This window comes from Mycobacterium sp. HM-7 (assembly GCF_053852335.1).
Window position 1 is genome coordinate 2,098,604 of record NZ_CM132657.1, and the last position, 16,928, is coordinate 2,115,531.

At 67.9% G+C, this 16,928-nt stretch carries 17 protein-coding genes; 9 read left to right on the forward strand and 8 right to left on the reverse strand.

The annotated features are described in order from the left end of the window. The first annotated feature begins 132 nt into the window (after positions 1–132). Positions 133–465, forward strand: a complete 333-nt coding sequence (locus ACWW1C_RS10065; protein WP_455983296.1) for a hypothetical protein — start codon at positions 133–135, stop codon at positions 463–465. A 170-nt stretch (positions 466–635) separates the two neighbouring features. Further along, a complete protein-coding gene (locus ACWW1C_RS10070) occupies positions 636–1,172 on the forward strand; it encodes a class I SAM-dependent DNA methyltransferase (protein ID WP_455983297.1) in 537 nt (178 codons plus the stop codon). On the opposite strand, the gene ACWW1C_RS10075 is transcribed toward ACWW1C_RS10070, so the two are convergent. After that, the gene (locus tag ACWW1C_RS10075) at positions 1,150–1,545 is read right to left on the reverse strand and encodes an MmcQ/YjbR family DNA-binding protein (protein WP_455983298.1); all 396 of its coding nucleotides are present in this window, start codon (positions 1,543–1,545) and stop codon (positions 1,150–1,152) included. The genes ACWW1C_RS10070 and ACWW1C_RS10075 overlap by 23 nt on opposite strands. 114 nt (positions 1,546–1,659) lie before the next feature. Between ACWW1C_RS10075 and ACWW1C_RS10080 the strand changes: the two genes are divergently transcribed. From ACWW1C_RS10080 to ACWW1C_RS10090, 3 genes are read left to right on the forward strand one after another with little or no spacing between them, the layout of a single operon-like run. Continuing rightward, positions 1,660–3,597 carry an alkaline phosphatase family protein gene (locus ACWW1C_RS10080; RefSeq protein WP_455983299.1) on the forward strand — a complete coding sequence of 646 codons (1,938 nt, stop codon included), beginning with the start codon at positions 1,660–1,662 and terminating at the stop codon, positions 3,595–3,597. 28 nt (positions 3,598–3,625) lie between these two features. After that, positions 3,626–5,683: an NAD-dependent DNA ligase LigA gene (gene ligA / locus ACWW1C_RS10085; RefSeq protein WP_455983300.1), complete on the forward strand. Its 2,058-nt coding sequence runs from the start codon at positions 3,626–3,628 to the stop codon at positions 5,681–5,683. A 17-nt stretch (positions 5,684–5,700) separates the two neighbouring features. Then, positions 5,701–6,405 (forward strand): hypothetical protein, encoded by a 705-nt coding sequence (locus ACWW1C_RS10090; RefSeq protein ID WP_455983301.1) that lies wholly within the window; start codon positions 5,701–5,703, stop codon positions 6,403–6,405. Here the strand turns inward: ACWW1C_RS10090 and ACWW1C_RS10095 are convergent. From ACWW1C_RS10095 to ACWW1C_RS10115, 5 genes are all read right to left on the reverse strand, one after another. After that, the gene (locus ACWW1C_RS10095; RefSeq protein WP_455983302.1) at positions 6,396–7,982 is read right to left on the reverse strand and encodes a polyamine aminopropyltransferase; all 1,587 of its coding nucleotides are present in this window, start codon (positions 7,980–7,982) and stop codon (positions 6,396–6,398) included. The genes ACWW1C_RS10090 and ACWW1C_RS10095 overlap by 10 nt on opposite strands. Beyond that, positions 7,982–8,440 carry a DUF350 domain-containing protein gene (locus ACWW1C_RS10100; RefSeq protein ID WP_455983303.1) on the reverse strand — a complete coding sequence of 153 codons (459 nt, stop codon included), beginning with the start codon at positions 8,438–8,440 and terminating at the stop codon, positions 7,982–7,984. The genes ACWW1C_RS10095 and ACWW1C_RS10100 overlap by 1 nt, the downstream gene beginning before the upstream one ends. Positions 8,441–8,465: 25 nt before the next feature. Beyond that, positions 8,466–8,882, reverse strand: a complete 417-nt coding sequence (locus ACWW1C_RS10105) for a DUF4247 domain-containing protein (protein ID WP_455983304.1) — start codon at positions 8,880–8,882, stop codon at positions 8,466–8,468. A 9-nt stretch (positions 8,883–8,891) separates the two neighbouring features. Continuing rightward, entirely contained in the window at positions 8,892–9,503 is a 612-nt protein-coding gene (locus tag ACWW1C_RS10110) for a DUF4178 domain-containing protein (RefSeq protein WP_455983305.1), read from the reverse strand. 100 nt (positions 9,504–9,603) lie between these two features. Then, positions 9,604–10,269 carry an amino acid-binding protein gene (locus tag ACWW1C_RS10115; RefSeq protein ID WP_455983306.1) on the reverse strand — a complete coding sequence of 222 codons (666 nt, stop codon included), beginning with the start codon at positions 10,267–10,269 and terminating at the stop codon, positions 9,604–9,606. A gap of 113 nt (positions 10,270–10,382) precedes the next feature. Between ACWW1C_RS10115 and gatC the strand changes: the two genes are divergently transcribed. The 3 genes from gatC to ACWW1C_RS10130 are packed head-to-tail and all read left to right on the forward strand — an operon-like array spanning position 10,383 to position 13,254. Further along, positions 10,383–10,682, forward strand: a complete 300-nt coding sequence (gene gatC / locus ACWW1C_RS10120) for an Asp-tRNA(Asn)/Glu-tRNA(Gln) amidotransferase subunit GatC (RefSeq protein ID WP_455983307.1) — start codon at positions 10,383–10,385, stop codon at positions 10,680–10,682. Continuing rightward, on the forward strand, positions 10,679–12,163 hold the full coding sequence (gene gatA / locus ACWW1C_RS10125; RefSeq protein WP_455983308.1) for an Asp-tRNA(Asn)/Glu-tRNA(Gln) amidotransferase subunit GatA: 1,485 nt from the start codon (positions 10,679–10,681) through the stop codon (positions 12,161–12,163). Before gatC ends, gatA begins: the two co-directional genes overlap by 4 nt. A 59-nt stretch (positions 12,164–12,222) precedes the next feature. Next, positions 12,223–13,254, forward strand: a complete 1,032-nt coding sequence (locus ACWW1C_RS10130) for an ATP-dependent 6-phosphofructokinase (protein ID WP_455983309.1) — start codon at positions 12,223–12,225, stop codon at positions 13,252–13,254. On the opposite strand, the gene ACWW1C_RS10135 is transcribed toward ACWW1C_RS10130, so the two are convergent. After that, a complete protein-coding gene (locus tag ACWW1C_RS10135) occupies positions 13,251–14,252 on the reverse strand; it encodes a glycerophosphodiester phosphodiesterase family protein (protein WP_455983310.1) in 1,002 nt (333 codons plus the stop codon). The two genes, ACWW1C_RS10130 and ACWW1C_RS10135, sit on opposite strands and share 4 nt — an antisense overlap. Before the next feature lie 58 nt (positions 14,253–14,310). On the opposite strand from ACWW1C_RS10135, the gene gatB reads away from it, so the two are divergent. Further along, positions 14,311–15,807, forward strand: a complete 1,497-nt coding sequence (gatB, locus tag ACWW1C_RS10140; RefSeq protein ID WP_455983311.1) for an Asp-tRNA(Asn)/Glu-tRNA(Gln) amidotransferase subunit GatB — start codon at positions 14,311–14,313, stop codon at positions 15,805–15,807. On the opposite strand, the gene ACWW1C_RS10145 is transcribed toward gatB, so the two are convergent. Further along, positions 15,804–16,913, reverse strand: a complete 1,110-nt coding sequence (locus ACWW1C_RS10145) for a hypothetical protein (protein ID WP_455983312.1) — start codon at positions 16,911–16,913, stop codon at positions 15,804–15,806. The genes gatB and ACWW1C_RS10145 overlap by 4 nt on opposite strands. Positions 16,914–16,928: the final 15 nt, after the last annotated feature.

Here is a 16,928-nt window from a genome sequence, read left to right on the forward strand (position 1 = left end):
GACCCACTCTACTGTTACAGACTGACTGATAATCAGTCAATAGGAGGAACGATGTTCAAGATTGAAGGCAGGCCACGACCGGAATCGCGCCTCGGTTCAATCGAGTGGCTTATCGGGACTGGCGCACTCGCCATGGCTGTCGGTGCCTTCGGCGGCCACCTGCTCGCACCCGACAGGGTCGCCGACCACTATGGGTGGAAGCGAAATCGTTGGTACCAAAGGGAGATCGGTGCGCTCAACGCCGGGTTGGGCTACGGGCTTGTGGTGTATGCGCGGGGCCGGGATCGGGATGCTTTCGTGGGCTCCTGGTCGTTGGCCGCGCTGCTGTTGGCCGTCGTCCGGCTGTGGGCGATTGTCAGCGGCGATCGCCGAGGGGTATGGAATATCGCGACCGTCGTCGAGGATGCGGCGCTGGGCCTTGGCGGATTCTGGCTCCTGCGCCGACGTACGCAGGCGGGCCACTAACATCGGATCGTCACGAAATGGCGTGAGACGGGGGTGGATTTTGCGTGCATGACGATGCCGTAACGGAACCCGAGTTTGTCACGCTGACCCGTGCTGGCTATGACCGTAGTGCCTCGCCCTACGTCGCCCGCTTTCAGCGTCACCTTGACGACCGGCCAGTGGATCGCGCCATGATCGGTGCCTTCGCCGAACTCATTGACCCCGGCGGCCGCGTCCTGGACGTGGGTTGCGGCACGGGCGTGGCGACTGCCGCCCTCGCCGCTGCCGGCCTGGACGTCATCGGAATCGATCTGTCTCCCAACATGATCGAGCAGGCGCGGCAGCACAACCCCGGTCTACCGTTTCGGGTCGGTTCGATGCTCGAGCTCGAGGTGCCCGACGGCAGCGCCGCCGGGCTCTGCGCCTGGTACTCGATCATCCATGTGCCCGATACGCATCTGCCCCGGGTCTTCGCCGAGTTCCACCGGGCGCTGGTCCCGGGCGGCGTGCTGCTGCTGGCATTTCAGGTCGGTGATGAACCGCGGGTGCTGACGGACTTCGACGGCGAACAGGTGAACTTGACGTTCATCCGCCGCCGGCCGGAATTCGTCGCAGACCTGTTGTCGAACAGCGGCTTTCGTGTCTACGCCGAAATGATCCGGCAACCCGACGACGACGGAGCCGAATCCACGCCGCAGGCCTATCTCATTGCGCATCGAGCAGCCTGACCAGTCGCTTCGTCGCGATCAGCCGGAACGACGCGTCCAGCAGCTCCCGGACCTCGTCCCAGTCGACCCTCGCCGCCGTGAAGTCGAGCCCGAGCCAGCCTGACGGACCCAGGTAGGCGGGGTAGTAGAAGCGTGAATCCTGCTGCAGCGCGGCCCGTTCGGACTCCTCGACCTTGACCAGCACGGAATGCGGATATGCGACCATCCCGCCCGTCGCCTTCGAGTTGCCGCCGTACATCGCGAACATCTTCGGCGCGCAGAACACCGGGCGCCCCCAGGACACCTTCTCGAAGGCCTCGGGGAAGCTCAGCGCCACCGCACGCAGCTCCGCCAGGCCTGGATCGTCATCGTCGAACATGATCGGGTGCGGCACACTGCCACGGTAACCGCCGCGGCGCGCGGTGGGGCCGACCAACCTTCGGAATGGCTGTGCATCAGGTTGGCGATTCCTGTGCGGCCGGTAATTGTCGCGCGTTATACATTCCGGATGACAGCTGGAAGATGCATTGGTCGGGTCGGGGGACTGGCGGTCGCGCTGGGGATCGGTACCGCGCTCGCGGGGTGGAGCGACTGTCCGGCCCGGGCCGACACCACCGCGGGAGCGACGACCACATCGCAGACCGCCCAGCCGGCAGGCGCGTCGTCGGACGCTCCGGCGAAGAAGCAGCGCAAGGCGGCCAAGTCGAAGCCGAAGCCCGCCGGCAAGGACCAGGCCGGCAAGCCGGAGAAGAAACGCCAGAAGCCCGTGGCCGCGGGCCAGCCGGACACGGCTGAACAGGCCAAACCTGCGCCGCGCATCAGCCAACCGCGCTTCCCGAGCCTCAAACGCGAAGCCCACGTGACCGCCGGTGAACCGGCCAAGCCCGTCAAGACCGCCGCGGCTCCGACGGTCACGGTCACCACCCTGCCGCGAGCCGACGCCGAACAGCCGACCGTCAAGGTGGCGGCGGTATCCACCGCTCCCATCGCCAAACTCACCAAGGCGCTGCGGTCGCTTCAAGCGCCGGTATCGCCGCTCAGCTCGACATCGGTGATGGTCGCCCTGGCCGCGCTGCGTGACGAGCTGGAACGCAAGACGCTCAAACCCGCCAGTGCCACAGTGGCGCAGCCGGTTTCGACGCTCGCCGACACCACGCCCAACGTCCTGGTGATCGGCGTCGACGGCACCAACCTCAGCCGGGTACTGGCCGACCCGGCCAACGCGAACTTTTTCCAGCTCATGCAGGGCGGCACCACGGCGCCGGCGAGCATCGTCGGGCACACCACGATCAGCAATCCGTCGTGGACCGCCATCCTCACGGGCGCCTGGGGTGAGAAGACCGGTGTCATCAACAACATCTTCAATCCGGCTGTCTACGACAGATGGCCCACGGTGTTCAACCAGCTCGAGACCTTCAACCCCGGCATTCAGACCACTGCGATCGCGAACTGGGACGTCATCTCGGCCATCGCCGTATCAGGGTCGGTCGGTGCCGACCACGTCGTGAACATCTCGCACAGCGCGGGTGACTCCGACTGGTCCCTCACCGACGACGCCGTCGGCGACGCGACAGAGGCGGCGATCGCCGCTGCCGACCCGAACAAGCCGAACTTCGTGTTCAGCTACTTCGTCGGCGTCGACGAGAACGGGCACAACTACGGTGGCGCGTCCCAGCAGTACGCCGATGCGGTGCGCAATGTCGACCAGAACATCGGCGAGATCATGCAGCAGGTCAATGACTGGGAAACCGCCACCGGGGAGCAGTGGACGGTCATCGTCGTCACCGATCACGGTCACCAGGCCGGCAAGGGCCTCGGTCACGGCTTCCAATCACCCAATGAGACATCGACTTTCGTCATCGCCAACAACCCGAATCTGTTCACTGCCGGTGGCGTCAACCTGAAGTATCAGATCGTCGACGTCACGCCGACCGTCGTGACGCTGTTCGGCGGCACGCCCGCGTCCAAGACCGACGGTGTCTCCATCACCAACCTGGGGGGCAGCACGGTCACACCGATCGACGACGACGCCGCGCTGCGAGCCGCGGTGCTCGAGGTGATCGGCAAGTACGGGTACCCCGACATCGGCACCGATCTGAAACTCGGCGTCCGGACGGTCTTCGCGTCCGTGCCCTACTTCCTCAACCAAGGGTTCGATGCGGTGACGGCGCAACTGGAGTCGATCGCGGCGCAGCACATCTTCGTCATCAGCCCGCTGGCACAGGCGATGACGGTGCCCGTGCAGCTGGTCGGCAACCTGACATATGCGGCGACGAACGCTGTCGCGCAGATCGTCGCCAGGCTGACGGGGGTCACCGGCGCCAGTCTCGTGCCGATCTTCATCCCACCGCTGCCGCCACTGATCGGTACCGAGGATCCGGCTCCGGTGGCTGCGTGCACGGTCCTGGTGGCATGTGGGACGTCGTCGGGGATCATCGCGGCCTGACGTCAGACCCCTTCGCTAGCCTTACCGAGTGAGCTCACCCGATCCCGACGTGCGCCGGCAATGGCAGGAACTGGCCGAAGAGGTTCGCGGTCACCAGTTCCGCTACTACGTCAAGGACGCACCGATCATCTCCGACGGTGAGTTCGACAAGCTGCTGGGGCAGCTGCAGCAGATCGAGGAGACATACCCCGAGCTGCGGACACCGGATTCGCCGACGCAGCTCGTCGGCGGCGCCGGGTTCGCGACCGAGTTCGGCGAGGCGCAGCACCTGGAGCGGATGCTGTCGCTCGACAACGCGTTCAACACCGACGAGCTGACCGCGTGGGCGGCGCGGCTCACCAACGAGTTGGGCAGCGACCTCGAGTACCTCTGCGAGCTGAAGGTCGACGGTGTCGCGTTGGCGCTGGTGTACCGCGACGGCAAGCTGGTCCGCGGCGCCACCCGCGGCGACGGGCGCACCGGCGAGGACGTCACGCTCAACGCCCGCACCATCACCGACGTCCCCGAGCAGCTGACCGGCACCGACGAGTTCCCGGTGCCGGCCGTGCTGGAGGTCCGCGGCGAGGTGTACTTCCGCATCGAGGATTTCGCCGCGCTCAACGCCAGCCTCGTCGAGGAAGGCAAGGCGCCGTTCGCCAATCCGCGTAACAGCGCGGCGGGCTCGCTGCGGCAGAAGAATCCGGCCGTCACCGCGCGCCGCCGGCTGCACATGATCTGCCATGGGTTGGGCCTCACCGAGGGCTTCGAGCCGGCCTCGTTGCATGACGCGTATCGCGCGCTGAAGGCCTGGGGACTGCCGGTGTCGGACCACACCACGCGGGTCACGGGCATCGCCGCGGTGGCCGAACGCGTCGCGTATTGGGGCGAACACCGCCACGACGTCGATCACGAAATCGACGGTCTGGTGGTCAAATTGGACGACCGCACACTGCAGCGGCGCCTCGGTGCCACCAGCCGGGCGCCCCGCTGGGCCATCGCCTACAAGTACCCGCCCGAGGAAGTCACCACCAAGCTGCTCGACATCCGCGTCAGTGTGGGGCGCACCGGCCGGGTCACGCCGTTCGCCTACATGGAGCCCGTCACCGTGGCTGGGTCGACGGTGGGGTTGGCGACGCTGCACAACGCCACCGAGGTGAAGCGCAAGGGCGTGCTGATCGGCGACACCGTGGTGATCCGCAAGGCCGGCGACGTCATCCCCGAGGTGCTCGGCCCGGTGGTCGACCTGCGTGACGGCACCGAACGTGAATTCGTCATGCCCGCAACATGTCCCGAGTGCGGCAGCACGCTGGCGCCGTCGAAGGAGGGCGACGCCGACATCCGTTGTCCCAACACGCGGTCGTGTCCCGCGCAGCTGCGCGAGCGCGTTTTCCATGTCGCGGGCCGCGGTGCCTTCGACATCGAGGGCCTCGGCTACGAGGCGGCCACCGCACTGCTGGCCGCCGGCGTGATCACCGATGAGGGTGACGTCTTCGACCTCACCGCCGACGAACTGTTGCGCACCAACCTGTTCAAGACGCAGAAGGGTGAGCTCTCGGCCAACGGGGCCAGGCTGCTGGCCAACCTCGGCAAGGCCAAGCAGCAGCCGCTGTGGCGCGTGCTGGTGGCGCTGTCCATCCGGCATGTCGGCCCGACGGCGGCCCGGGCGCTGGCCGCGGAATTCGGTGATCTGCAAGCGATTACCGAAGCCTCCGAGGAGCGGCTGGCTGCGGTCGAGGGCGTCGGACCGACCATCGCCGCCGCCGTGATCGACTGGTTCACCGTCGACTGGCACCGCGCCATCGTCGACAAGTGGCGGGCCGCGGGCGTGCGGATGGCCGACGAGCGCGACGCAAGCATCGAGCGGAACCTGGAGGGCCTGTCGATCGTGGTGACCGGCTCGCTGACGGGCTTCTCGCGGGACGAGGCCAAGGAGGCGATCCTGGTCCGCGGCGGCAAGGCGGCCGGTTCGGTGTCGAAGAAGACCGCCTACGTGGTGGCCGGGGACGCGCCAGGATCCAAGTACGACAAGGCCGTTGAGCTCGGCGTGCCGATCCTCGACGAAGACGGCTTCCGGCGGTTGCTGGAGGAGGGGCCGGGCGCGCTCTGACCTCGATGGCGGCGCCAGTGTCCCGCAGAATCCCGGAAATCACCACACGATTCTGGGCGAGCAAGACATTGATCACCGCGGCATCGGTGTTCTGGCCCGATTATCTCTACGATCGCCTGGGCCGGGGGATCGCGACGACACTGCTCGTGGTGGCGCTGGCAACAGTGCTTGTGGTTCAGCTGCGCGGCGACCGGTTGCGGCCGTGGGCATTCTGGTCCGCCATGCTGACCGCCGGCGCTGTGGGGACCGAGATCGCCAATGGGTTGCACGTGGCGCTGGGACTTGGGTACGCGGCAATCGCCGTCGTGTGCCTCATCGGTTTGGTGGGGCTGATTGTGCTCGGCGGTGCCACGGTGGGCAGGTCTGTGTTGATCGCTGTCGACACCCGTCGAGCGGAATGCTGGTTCTGGGCTATTTCGCTGCTGGCCTTAGCCACCGGGACGGCGTTGACCCACGTGACGCCGACCCCGATACTGCCGCACCCGGTACTGCAGCTGGCGCTATGGGCTGCGTTGATCGGCGGTGTGGCAGTGGCGTGCCGCGCGTTCGGTGGACTGTCGACGGTACGTTTCTGGGGCTGCTTCGTCCTGACTCGGCCCCTGGGTGCCGCGGTCGCGTTCCTGCTGACCAACGACACTGCGACCGGCGGACTCGGCTTGGCGCGTCATGCGGTCAGTGCGGTGTTGACCGCCGTTCTCGTCGGCTCGGTGCGCTACCGATAGCCGCGCCGCATGTCGTCGACGATCAGTGGATGTTCCAGCGTCGACGGCGGCAGGTGCTGTGGCGCCGTGTCGGGCGCGAAGACGGTGGCGGCATCGAGGACCTGCTGATTCAGAAACCTCAGTGGCGGAACGTCTTTGGGAATCATCGGCGCGGGCGGCACCGGGCCGCGTCGGGCCAGGGTGAAGCCCCAGTCGCCGAACGTCGGCACCTCCACGTGGTACGGCGTCACGGCCAGTCCCGCCGACGCGATGGTGGATACCGTGCGCCAGAACACGGTCGGCGTCGAGTAGGGGCTGCCGGACTGCACCACCAGCAGTCCCTGGGGCGCCAACACCCGGGCGATGAGGCTGTAGAACTCGGTGGAGTACAGCCGGCCGAGGACCGGATTGTCGGGGTCGGGCAGGTCGACGATGACCGCGTCGAATCCGCTCGGCGGCACCACGTCCGGGTGCGGCGCGCGCAGCCACGTCATGGCGTCGTCGAGAATCAGGTGGACGCGCGGATCGTCGAGTGCGCCGGCATTGGCGTCCCGCAGCTTGGTCCGCGCCACCGCCACCACCGCCGGATCCAGCTCGACCTGAACGATTCGCTCGATACCTTTCTGGCGCAACAACTCCCGCGCCGCCAGGCCGTCGCCGCCGCCGATCACCAGCACCGACCGCGCGCCCTGGCCCAGCGCCGGGTACACCAATGACTCGGTGTAGCGGTACTCATCGCGGGTCGAGAACTGCAGTCCGCCATCGAGATACAGCCGCGTGTCGTCGCCGCGGCGGGTCACCACGATCTCCTGATAGGCCGAATGCTGATAGGCCACGATCGGATCGGCGTAGAGCCGCTGCCGGGACGTCGTTTCGATGCCGTCGGCCGATGCCATGAGCGTGGCCAGCACCGCGAATGCCAGCACCAGCACGCAGAGCGCGCCGATGAACTCGCGCCGGCTGAGGATGCGGCGCAGCAGGAAAACCGAAACCACTGCTGCGGCGGCAAGATTGATCATCCCGGTGGCTGCCGCGCCGCGGATCATCCCCAGGTACGGCAGAACCACGAACGGCCACGCCAGACCGCCGAGCAGCGCGCCCAGATAGTCGGCGGCATTGAGGTTGGCCAGCACCCGGCCGGCGTCGGTGGCTCCGGCCACCCGGCCGCGTTGCAGCAGCGTCATCAGCAGTGGTACCTCCGCGCCGACCAACCCGCCGATCAGCGCGGTCGCCACACCCAGTACCCAGTCCGAGTCACCGAGGAACGCGAACGTCACGTACAGCACCGTCGCGGACAGGCCGCCCACGACACCCAGCGCCGTCTCCACCGCGATGAAGCTGATGGCCGCACGCGCCAGCAGTGCTTTGGCCAGCAGCCCGCCGACGCCGAGGGCCGCCACATAGCCCGCGACGATCAGCGACGTCGATACGACGCCGCCACCGTTCAGGCTCGTCGAAAGGGTCAGCAGCGCAAGCTCGTAGACGATGCCGCACGCGGCGCACGCCGCCACCGCCGCCAGCAGGAGGGCACGCCAACGGGTTCCGATGACCGGTCCAGAGGCTGTGGCCTCGAGAGTCCCGTCGGCCTCGGTGACCATCAGGTGAGGGCGGCGGCGTTGATACCGCCGATGGTCAGCAGTACCACCGCGACGGCAACGGCGGCGGGATGGAACTCTTCGGCGTGGATGTCGTTGCGGAAGTGGCCGGGCGCCAACAACTCGACGGCCACCAGGGCCAGGCCCTGCAGGGCGACGCCGATCAGCCCGTAGATCACCGTGTCGATCAGGCCCTGTCCTAGACGGTCGGAGCTGGAATGAATCGCGGTGATGATGATGGCGGCCAACGAGACATCCATCGCGGCGGTGATCGCCACCGCGTTGGGGCGCCGGTCGACGAAGACCTGGCGGCGGAGGTTGCCGGGCGTCAGCACGTCGACCATGACGAAGCCGGCGGCCAGCACCAGTACTCCCACCAGGAAGTACAGCACCGAGCTGACGACGTTCTGGATGATCGCGTCGGTGTGGACGGTGCCGAAGTCGATGGCGGCCAGGTTCATCGGAGTCTCCTCGGAATTGATGTGGTCACTTGACGCCGCCCGGTCCGCCCGAGCTGCCGCCGGAACTGTGCGACGGCGAGCCGGGGCTGAACCCCGGGCCGAGAAAGAAGTAGCTGCCGTGGTTGTAGCCCGAGTTCAGGCTCTCCAGCCGGACGGTGCACGTCTGTCCCGAGCCCGCACCCACGATGGCGATGGAGTCGTTGTATCGCAGGTAGTAGTTGCCGCCATCGGTCGCGCGGGCCTGCGGCGCGTGGGCCTCGGCGAGGTCGTCGGCCACGTCGCTCGGAGACCCGTCGCATCGGTAGGTGTTGTAGCCGACGTTCTGATAGTGGTCTTTGACGTATGACTCGATGGTGCGCGCGGTGCTGATGCCGATCACCAGGCAGATCACCGATGCGACCGCGAGCACCCCGGCGAGAATCAGCATCTTGCCCCGGGTCATGGCGCCTGCCTAGGCACCGGCAGGGGGAGCGGGATACACCGTCAGCTCACCGGGCGACATGATCTTGCCGGTCGACACCTCCCACGGCGAATTCGGTGACCACTGCTCGAAACTCAACAGGGCGGCGCGGCCGGCGCTGGCGTAGTCGACGTAGTTCATCTGGCCCTGCGCGGGCAGGCCGGTGGTGCCTTCGGAGGTGTAGTGCGCGTCACCGGTCTCGACCTCGTGGTACTGCATCCCGTCGACGGCAAGTGGACCGATGGGTTGCAGCGTCAGGTCGGGCCGCTTCGTCCAGAACGCGAGTTCCAGCCGTCCCTCGTCCTCTTCGACGCTGAACCAGATCGGTTCTCCCTGACCGCCTTCCAACAGGTGCTCCCACCAGATGAACGGACCTTCGCGATACGTCACCGAGCCGCGCACCACGTAGTCGACGCCGCCGTAACTGACGATCGCGCCGGGGCCGAGCTGCTTGGGTCCGAACACCGGCATCTCGCCGGACTTGAGCGGGTCCTGGCGGGAGCCCGAGGTGTCCGGCTTCCTGGCGCGGGTGAAGGCGAGCACCACGACGACGATGGCCGCGATCATCAGCAGGACGCCGATGACGATCAGAAATGTGCTCACGCGTGCCTCCAGCGAGATGTGGCGAGAACGCTAGCAGTTGGCGCCGCGGCACAACGACGTTCGCGCACTACAACCCAGGCTGGGAATTCGCTGGTAACGACTAGCGCAGGATGGTCGCGACGATGCCCGCGAGGTATCCCAGCCGCGCGACCTCCGACGGGCGGAAGGCCGGTCCGCCCGGGCGGCCCAGCATGATCGCGGTGTGCGGGTCACCCAACGGCGCCGCGGCCAGGGTCGTGTCGATGTCCCGCCAGAATTGCGGCACCCAGTCGCCGGTGGCATCCAGGGCAGCAGGGTGTTCCAGCGGCAGCCATGGTGCCGAGTCGGCGAGCGTCTCGGGTGCACCCGGGCTGCCGGCGATGCGGCGGGGCGCCACGCCTTCCTTACCGCCGGTCACCACGACGCACCAGCCGACCCGCAGTACGTGCGGTGCTTCGTCGGCCAGCACTTGGAGCCTGGCGGCCTTGCCCTTGGCGGCGGCGACGTGGTCGATCAGTTCCAGTTCGCGATGGGCTTCGAGCAGCCCGATGTGGGGCCGGATGCTGTCGACGTACACGCCCTTGAGCGCCTCTGCCGCGGTGATCAGGGCGTCGGGCATGGACCCGAGCGGCAGCTCGACCACGAGGTCGTCGACGGCGTAGCCCGGACCGCGCTCGACGACGTCGAGCGACAGGATGTCGGCGCCCACCGAGCCGAGAGCCACCGCGAGGGAGCCGAGGCTGCCGGGGCGGTCTTCGAGCTGCACCCGCAGCAGATAGGAGGACACGCCACAACTGTGGCACAGCGGCGTGGCTGTGGCATGACGTGCGGGTGCGGTGCGTGTCACGGAACCATTCCCCGTGGCTGGGCCCGCCCCGCCTCCCACTAGGGTGTTTAGACGTGTCGAAGATTTCCCGGGACGATGTCGCCCATCTGGCGAATCTGGCCCGGCTCGCCCTGACCGATGGTGAGCTGGACAGTTTCGCAGGCCAACTCGATGCCATCCTGGCGCACGTCGGCAAGATTCAGGCCGTCGACGTCACCGGTATCGAGGCGACCGGCAACCCACTCAAAGAGGTGAACATCACCCGGCCGGACGTCGAGGTGGCGAGCCTCGGGCAGGACCAGGCGCTGGCCGAGGCTCCACGTGCCGAGGACGGCCGGTTCGCCGTGCCGCGCATTTTGGGGGAAGCAGAATGAGCGACCTGATCCGTTTCGACGCGGCCACGCTCGGCGAGAAGATCGCCGCCGGCGAGGTGTCGGCCACCGAGGTCACCCAGGCGCACCTGGACCAGATCTCCGCCACCGACGAGACCTACCACTCCTTCCTGCACGTGGGCGCCGAGGCGGCACTGGCCGCTGCCGCCGCGGTGGACAAGCAGGTGGCGGCAGGCGAGCCGCTGGCGTCGCCGCTCGCCGGAGTTCCGTTGGCGCTCAAGGACGTTTTCACCACCACCGACGCGCCGACCACGGCCGGCTCGAAGATTCTGGAGGGCTGGCAGTCGCCGTACGACGCGACCGTCACCGCCAAACTGCGCGCCGCCGGCATCCCGATCCTCGGCAAGACCAACATGGACGAGTTCGCCATGGGGTCGTCGACCGAGAACTCGGCCTACGGCCCGACCCGCAACCCGTGGGACGTCAACCGGGTGCCGGGTGGCTCCGGCGGCGGTAGCGCCGCGGCGCTCGCGGCGTTCCAGGCGCCGCTGGCGATCGGCACCGACACCGGTGGCTCGATCCGTCAGCCCGCCGCGCTGACCTCGACCGTCGGCGTCAAGCCCACCTACGGCACCGTCTCGCGGTACGGCTTGATCGCGTGCGCGTCTTCGCTGGACCAGGGCGGGCCGTGCGCCCGTACGGTGCTCGACACCGCGCTCCTGCACCAGGTGATCGCCGGCCACGACCCGCGCGATTCAACCTCGGTCGACGCTCCCGTGCCCGACGTCGTGGGAGCGGCCCGGGCCGGCGCCGCCGGTGACCTCAAGGGCGTCCGGATCGGCGTGGTCAAGCAGCTGCACACCGGCGAGGGCTACCAGCCCGGCGTGCTGTCCTCGTTCAACACCGCGGTGGACCAGCTGACCGAGCTCGGCGCCGAGATCACCGAAGTCGACTGCCCGCACTTCGACTACTCGCTGGCGGCCTACTACCTGATCCTGCCGTCCGAGGTGTCCTCGAACCTCGCCCGATTCGACGCGATGCGCTACGGCCTGCGGGTCGGCGACGACGGCACCCGCAGCGCCGAAGAGGTCATGGCGCTGACCCGCGCCGCCGGCTTCGGCCCGGAAGTCAAGCGCCGCATCATGATCGGCACCTACGCGCTGTCCTCGGGCTACTACGACGCCTACTACAACCAGGCGCAGCGGGTACGCACCCTGATCGCCCGCGACCTGGACCAGGCATACGAGAAGGTCGACGTGCTCGTCACCCCGACCACCCCGACCACCGCGTTCGGGCTGGGCGAGAAGGTCGATGATCCGCTGGCGATGTACCTGTTCGACCTGTGCACGCTGCCGCTGAACCTGGCCGGCCACTGCGGGATGTCGGTCCCGTCGGGCCTGTCGCCGGACGACAACCTGCCGGTCGGTCTGCAGATCATGGCGCCGGCCCTGGCCGACGACCGGCTGTACCGCGTCGGCGCGGCCTACGAAGCCGCGCGCGGCGCCTTGCCCACGGCCGTCTAGCGGCGAGCCGGCCGCTCGTTCAACAAGAACGAGAACCCGCGAGCGGGCAGTATGGGGACATGCGGATAGGCGTGTTGACCGGTGGCGGTGACTGTCCTGGCTTGAACGCGGTGATCCGGGCGGTGGTCCGCACCTGCGATGTGCGGTACGGCTCGACGGTCGTCGGGTTCCGGGACGGCTGGCGTGGCCTGCTCGAGAACCGCCGCGAGCAGCTCAGGAACGACGACCGCAACGACCGGCTGCTGGCCAAGGGCGGCACCATGCTGGGTACCGCGCGCGTCAATCCCGACAAGCTGCGGGCCGGGCTGGACCAGATCAAGCAGACGCTCGAGGACAACGGCATCGACGTGCTGATCCCGATCGGTGGGGAGGGCACGCTGACGGCGGCGCACTGGCTGGCCGAAGAGAACGTGCCCGTCGTGGGCGTGCCCAAGACCATCGACAACGACATCGATTGCACCGACGTCACTTTCGGCCACGACACCGCGCTGATGATCGCCACCGAGGCCATCGACCGGTTGCACAGCACCGCCGAGTCGCATCAGCGGGTGATGCTCGTCGAGGTGATGGGCCGGCACGCGGGCTGGATCGCGCTGAATTCCGGCCTGGCATCGGGCGCCCACATGACACTGATCCCCGAGCAGCCCTTCGATGTCGAAGAGGTGTGCCGGCTGGTGAAACAGCGCTTCGTACGCGGTGATTCGCACTTCATCTGCGTGGTCGCCGAAGGTGCGCGGCCGGCCGAGGGCTCGATGCAGTTGCGCGACGGCGGAATTGACGAATTCGGGCATGTGAGGTTCACCGGCGTCGCCCAGCAGTTGGCCATCGAGATCGAGAAGCGCATCAAGAAGGAAGTCCGCACCACGGTGCTCGGTCACGTGCAGCGCGGTGGCACCCCGACGGCCCACGACCGGGTGCTGGCCACCAGGTTCGGGGTCAACGCCGCCGACGCCGCGCATTCGGGCGAATACGGGATGATGGTGGCGTTGCGCGGCCAGGAGATCGGCCGGGTTCCGTTGGCCGACGCCGTGCGTCAGCTCAAGCTGGTGCCGCAGACCCGCTACGACGACGCCGCGGAGTTCTTCGGCTAGCGGTAGGCCTTCGGCAGCGGCATGCCCAGCTCGGATTCCACCGTGCGCAGCCGGCTCGGGTAGTCGGTGATGATGCCGTCCGCGCCGGCGGCGATCTGCGCCCGCATGGTGTCGGCGTCGTTGATCGTCCACGGAATCACCTTGAGCCCGACGGCATGTGCCCGGTCGATGAACGCTCTGTCGGCGACGAGTGCGAATCCCGGATCCTTCGGGGTGAGTCCGTAGGGCACCGAGTAGCCGGGCGACAGGATGTTCGCGCCGACCGAGGCCGCCCCCGCGATCGGGTCGCCCACCACCGCCGGGTTCACGTCGGCCGTCCACGCCGAGTTCGGCACCCAGGTGGTCTCGTCCCACAGCGCCACCAGTGGAATACCGGGTTCCTGCTTGCGGACGAGTGGCAGCGTGCGCCAGTCGAAACTCTGGATCTCGACCTTGTCGAGCTTGTTGGCGGCCCGCACCGCGCCGAGGATGACGTCGACGAATTGTTGTGGTGGGGCTGATGTTTCGGGCTTGTCGGCTTCGAGCTTGGTTTCGATGTTGTACCGGACGCCGGCGTGGTGCGCGTCCGCCAGCGCGAAGACCTGATCGAGGGTGGCGATCTTGTTGCCGGCCACCGCCTCGGCCCCGGGGAACCCGTCGAGCAGTTTGCCGCAGTTCAGTGAGTGCAGCTGCGCCCGGGTGAGGTTGTGCACGAGCTTGCCGACGTAGGGGTACTGCGGGTCGCCGGGGAAGGCCGGGCCGGTGTCGGCACACTTGTCGGCCTGGATGGCCGGGTCGTGCCAGACCATGGGCGCGCCGTCCTTGGAGAGGACGATGTCGAGTTCGAGCGTGGTGACGCCGAGTTCGATGGCCTTGGTGAAGGCGCGCAGCGATTCCTCGGTGGTCTCACCGCGTCCGCCGCGGTGCGCCTGCAGGTCGAAAGTGCCGGGGTCGGCAGAAGCGAAGGGCATGGCCGTCACCGCGACGGTGGTCAGTAGGGCGCCGATGCGTGCGAGCATCCGCGCAGGTTAACCGGGCCGAGGAAATGGCCGGTGAACGACAACTAGGATTCAACGCATGGCTGACGCTGACCTTCTCGACTACGACGACGTCCTCGCGACGTACGAGCCCGTCATGGGTATGGAAGTCCATGTCGAGCTGTCCACCGAGACCAAGATGTTCTGTGGCTGCGCGAACCGGTTCGGTGCCGAACCGAACACGCTGGTGTGCCCGGTGTGCCTGGGCCTGCCCGGCGCGCTGCCGGTCGTCAACGAGGCCGCGGTGCAGTCCGCGATCCGGATCGGGCTGGCACTGAACTGCGACATCGCCCCGTGGGGCCGGTTCGCCCGGAAGAACTACTTCTACCCGGACCAGCCGAAGAACTATCAGATCAGCCAGTACGACGAGCCCATCGCCGTGAACGGTTACCTCGACGTCCCGCTGGAGGACGGCAGCACCTGGCGCGTCGACATCGAGCGCGCCCACATGGAGGAGGACACCGGCAAGCTGACCCACCTGGGCAGCGACACCGGCCGGATCTCCGGTGCCACCACCTCGTTGGCCGACTTCAACCGGGCCGGGGTGCCGCTGGTCGAGATCGTCACCAGGCCGATCGAGGGTGCCGGAGAACGCGCCCCGGAGATCGCGCGCGCCTACGTGACGGCACTGCGGGATCTGTTGCGCGGCTTGGACGTTTCCGACGTCCGCATGGACCAGGGGTCGATGCGGTGTGACTCCAACGTCTCGCTGAAACTCAAGGGCGCCGCGGAGTTCGGCACCCGCACCGAGACCAAGAACGTCAACTCGCTCAAGAGCGTCGAGGTGGCGGTCCGGTACGAGATGCGCCGCCAGGCCGCCGTGCTGCAGGCCGGCGGCACCATCACGCAGGAGACCCGGCACTTCCACGAGGACGGCCACACCACGCCGGGCCGAAGCAAGGAGACCGCCGAGGACTACCGCTACTTCCCGGAGCCGGACCTCGAGCCCATCGCCCCGTCGGATGAGTTGGTGGAAAGGCTGCGCGGCACCATCCCGGAGCTTCCGTGGTTGGTGCGCAAGCGGATTCAGGACGATTGGGGCATCTCCGACGAGGTGATGCGCGACCTGGTGAACAACGGTGTCATCGATCTGGTCGCCGAGACCGTCGCCCACGGCGCCGCCAGCGAGGCGGCCCGCGCGTGGTGGGGCAACTTCCTGGTGCAGAAGGCGAACGAAAACGGTGTGGCAGCGGCCGATTTGGCCATCACCCCGGCGCAGGTCGCCGCGGTGGTCAAGCTGGTCGACGACGGCAAGCTGTCCAACAAGCTGGCCCGCCAGGTCGTCGAGGGCGTGCTGGCCGGTGAGGGCGAGCCCGAGCAGGTGATGAACGACCGCGGACTCGTCGTGGTGCGCGATGACTCGCTCATCCAGGCCGCGATCGATGAGGCGCTGGCCGCGCAGCCCGACATCGCCGACAAAATCCGTGGCGGCAAGGTTCAGGCCGCCGGCGCGATCGTCGGCGCGGTGATGAAGGCGACGAAGGGCCAGGCGGACGCGGCGCGCGTGCGCGAACTGGTCATCGCGGCCTGCAGCTAGCGCAGTACCTCCTGCGGCGCGGGTGTGGCCCTCGGGCTGAGTGACGAGACACCCGCGACGCAGTAGCCCGCGATCACGAAACACACCGCGGCGCAGGGCAGATTGCCGGTCGGCGTACCGGCGCCGGTGACGCCGTCGATGGCGCCGGCGAAGTCCGGCAGCGCCGCGAGCCACAGCACCGTGAAGGTCAGTAGGTACAGCACCCCGAACACCCGGACGTACGGGCTCGGGTGCAGTGTCCCGACGCGGCGCGTGATTCGCCACTCCTGCACCAGGATCGGTATCGCCACGAAGGTGAATACCGCCACCTCCACGCCGAGTACCGCGTACTGCATCGCGCTGTGGCGAGCCGACAGTAATGTCGGCAGGCTGAGCAGCCCCGTGATGACGGGCGCCAGCACACTGATCGCGGGTATGCGCCAGGCCAGCGACAGCGCGCGCGGCGGGGTTCCGGCGTCCACCCGGCGCCCGACCAGCACATGCGTCAGGAACGCGACCGCCGCAGGTCCGACCACTGCCAGGCTGACCCAACTGCTCACCGGCACGCAGCCCAGCGTCGGATGGTTCAGCGGGTTCGCGGTGTTCCAGACCCACCAGCGCAGCTGCGGTCCGAGGTGGTCGAAGACGCCGTATACGCAGCCGTGCACGAATCCGACGCAGATGGCGCCGATGGCCGCACCACGTCGCTCGAACACGCCCGTGGCGCGCACGATGTCGTAGGCCAGCGTGATGGTCGCCGGGTACAGCGCCACGATGTACAGCGGCAACCGTCCGTCGACGAAATCGACGCTGAACACGTTGTGCACCAACATGACGCCGAGCCGGGTGCCGGCGAAGATGTCCGGTGGATGCCGGGGGAGTTCGGTCACCAGGGCGTAGGCCACCGACGCCAGCCAGATCGTGATCCCGGAGGGGTCGTGGCGGACCCGCCGCAGTGCGTACGCCAGGGCCAGCGCCGCGCCGACCAGCATCAGCAACTCGACGACCGGCATGCTCCAGTGGGTCAGGGTCAACGGGTTACGCACCTTGACCCAGGAATCGTCGTCGCAGGAAAAGCCCAGGTATCCGGCCAGCCGAGCGAAATCGGCCGGGCACGCGCGCATCATCGAGCGACGCTCATG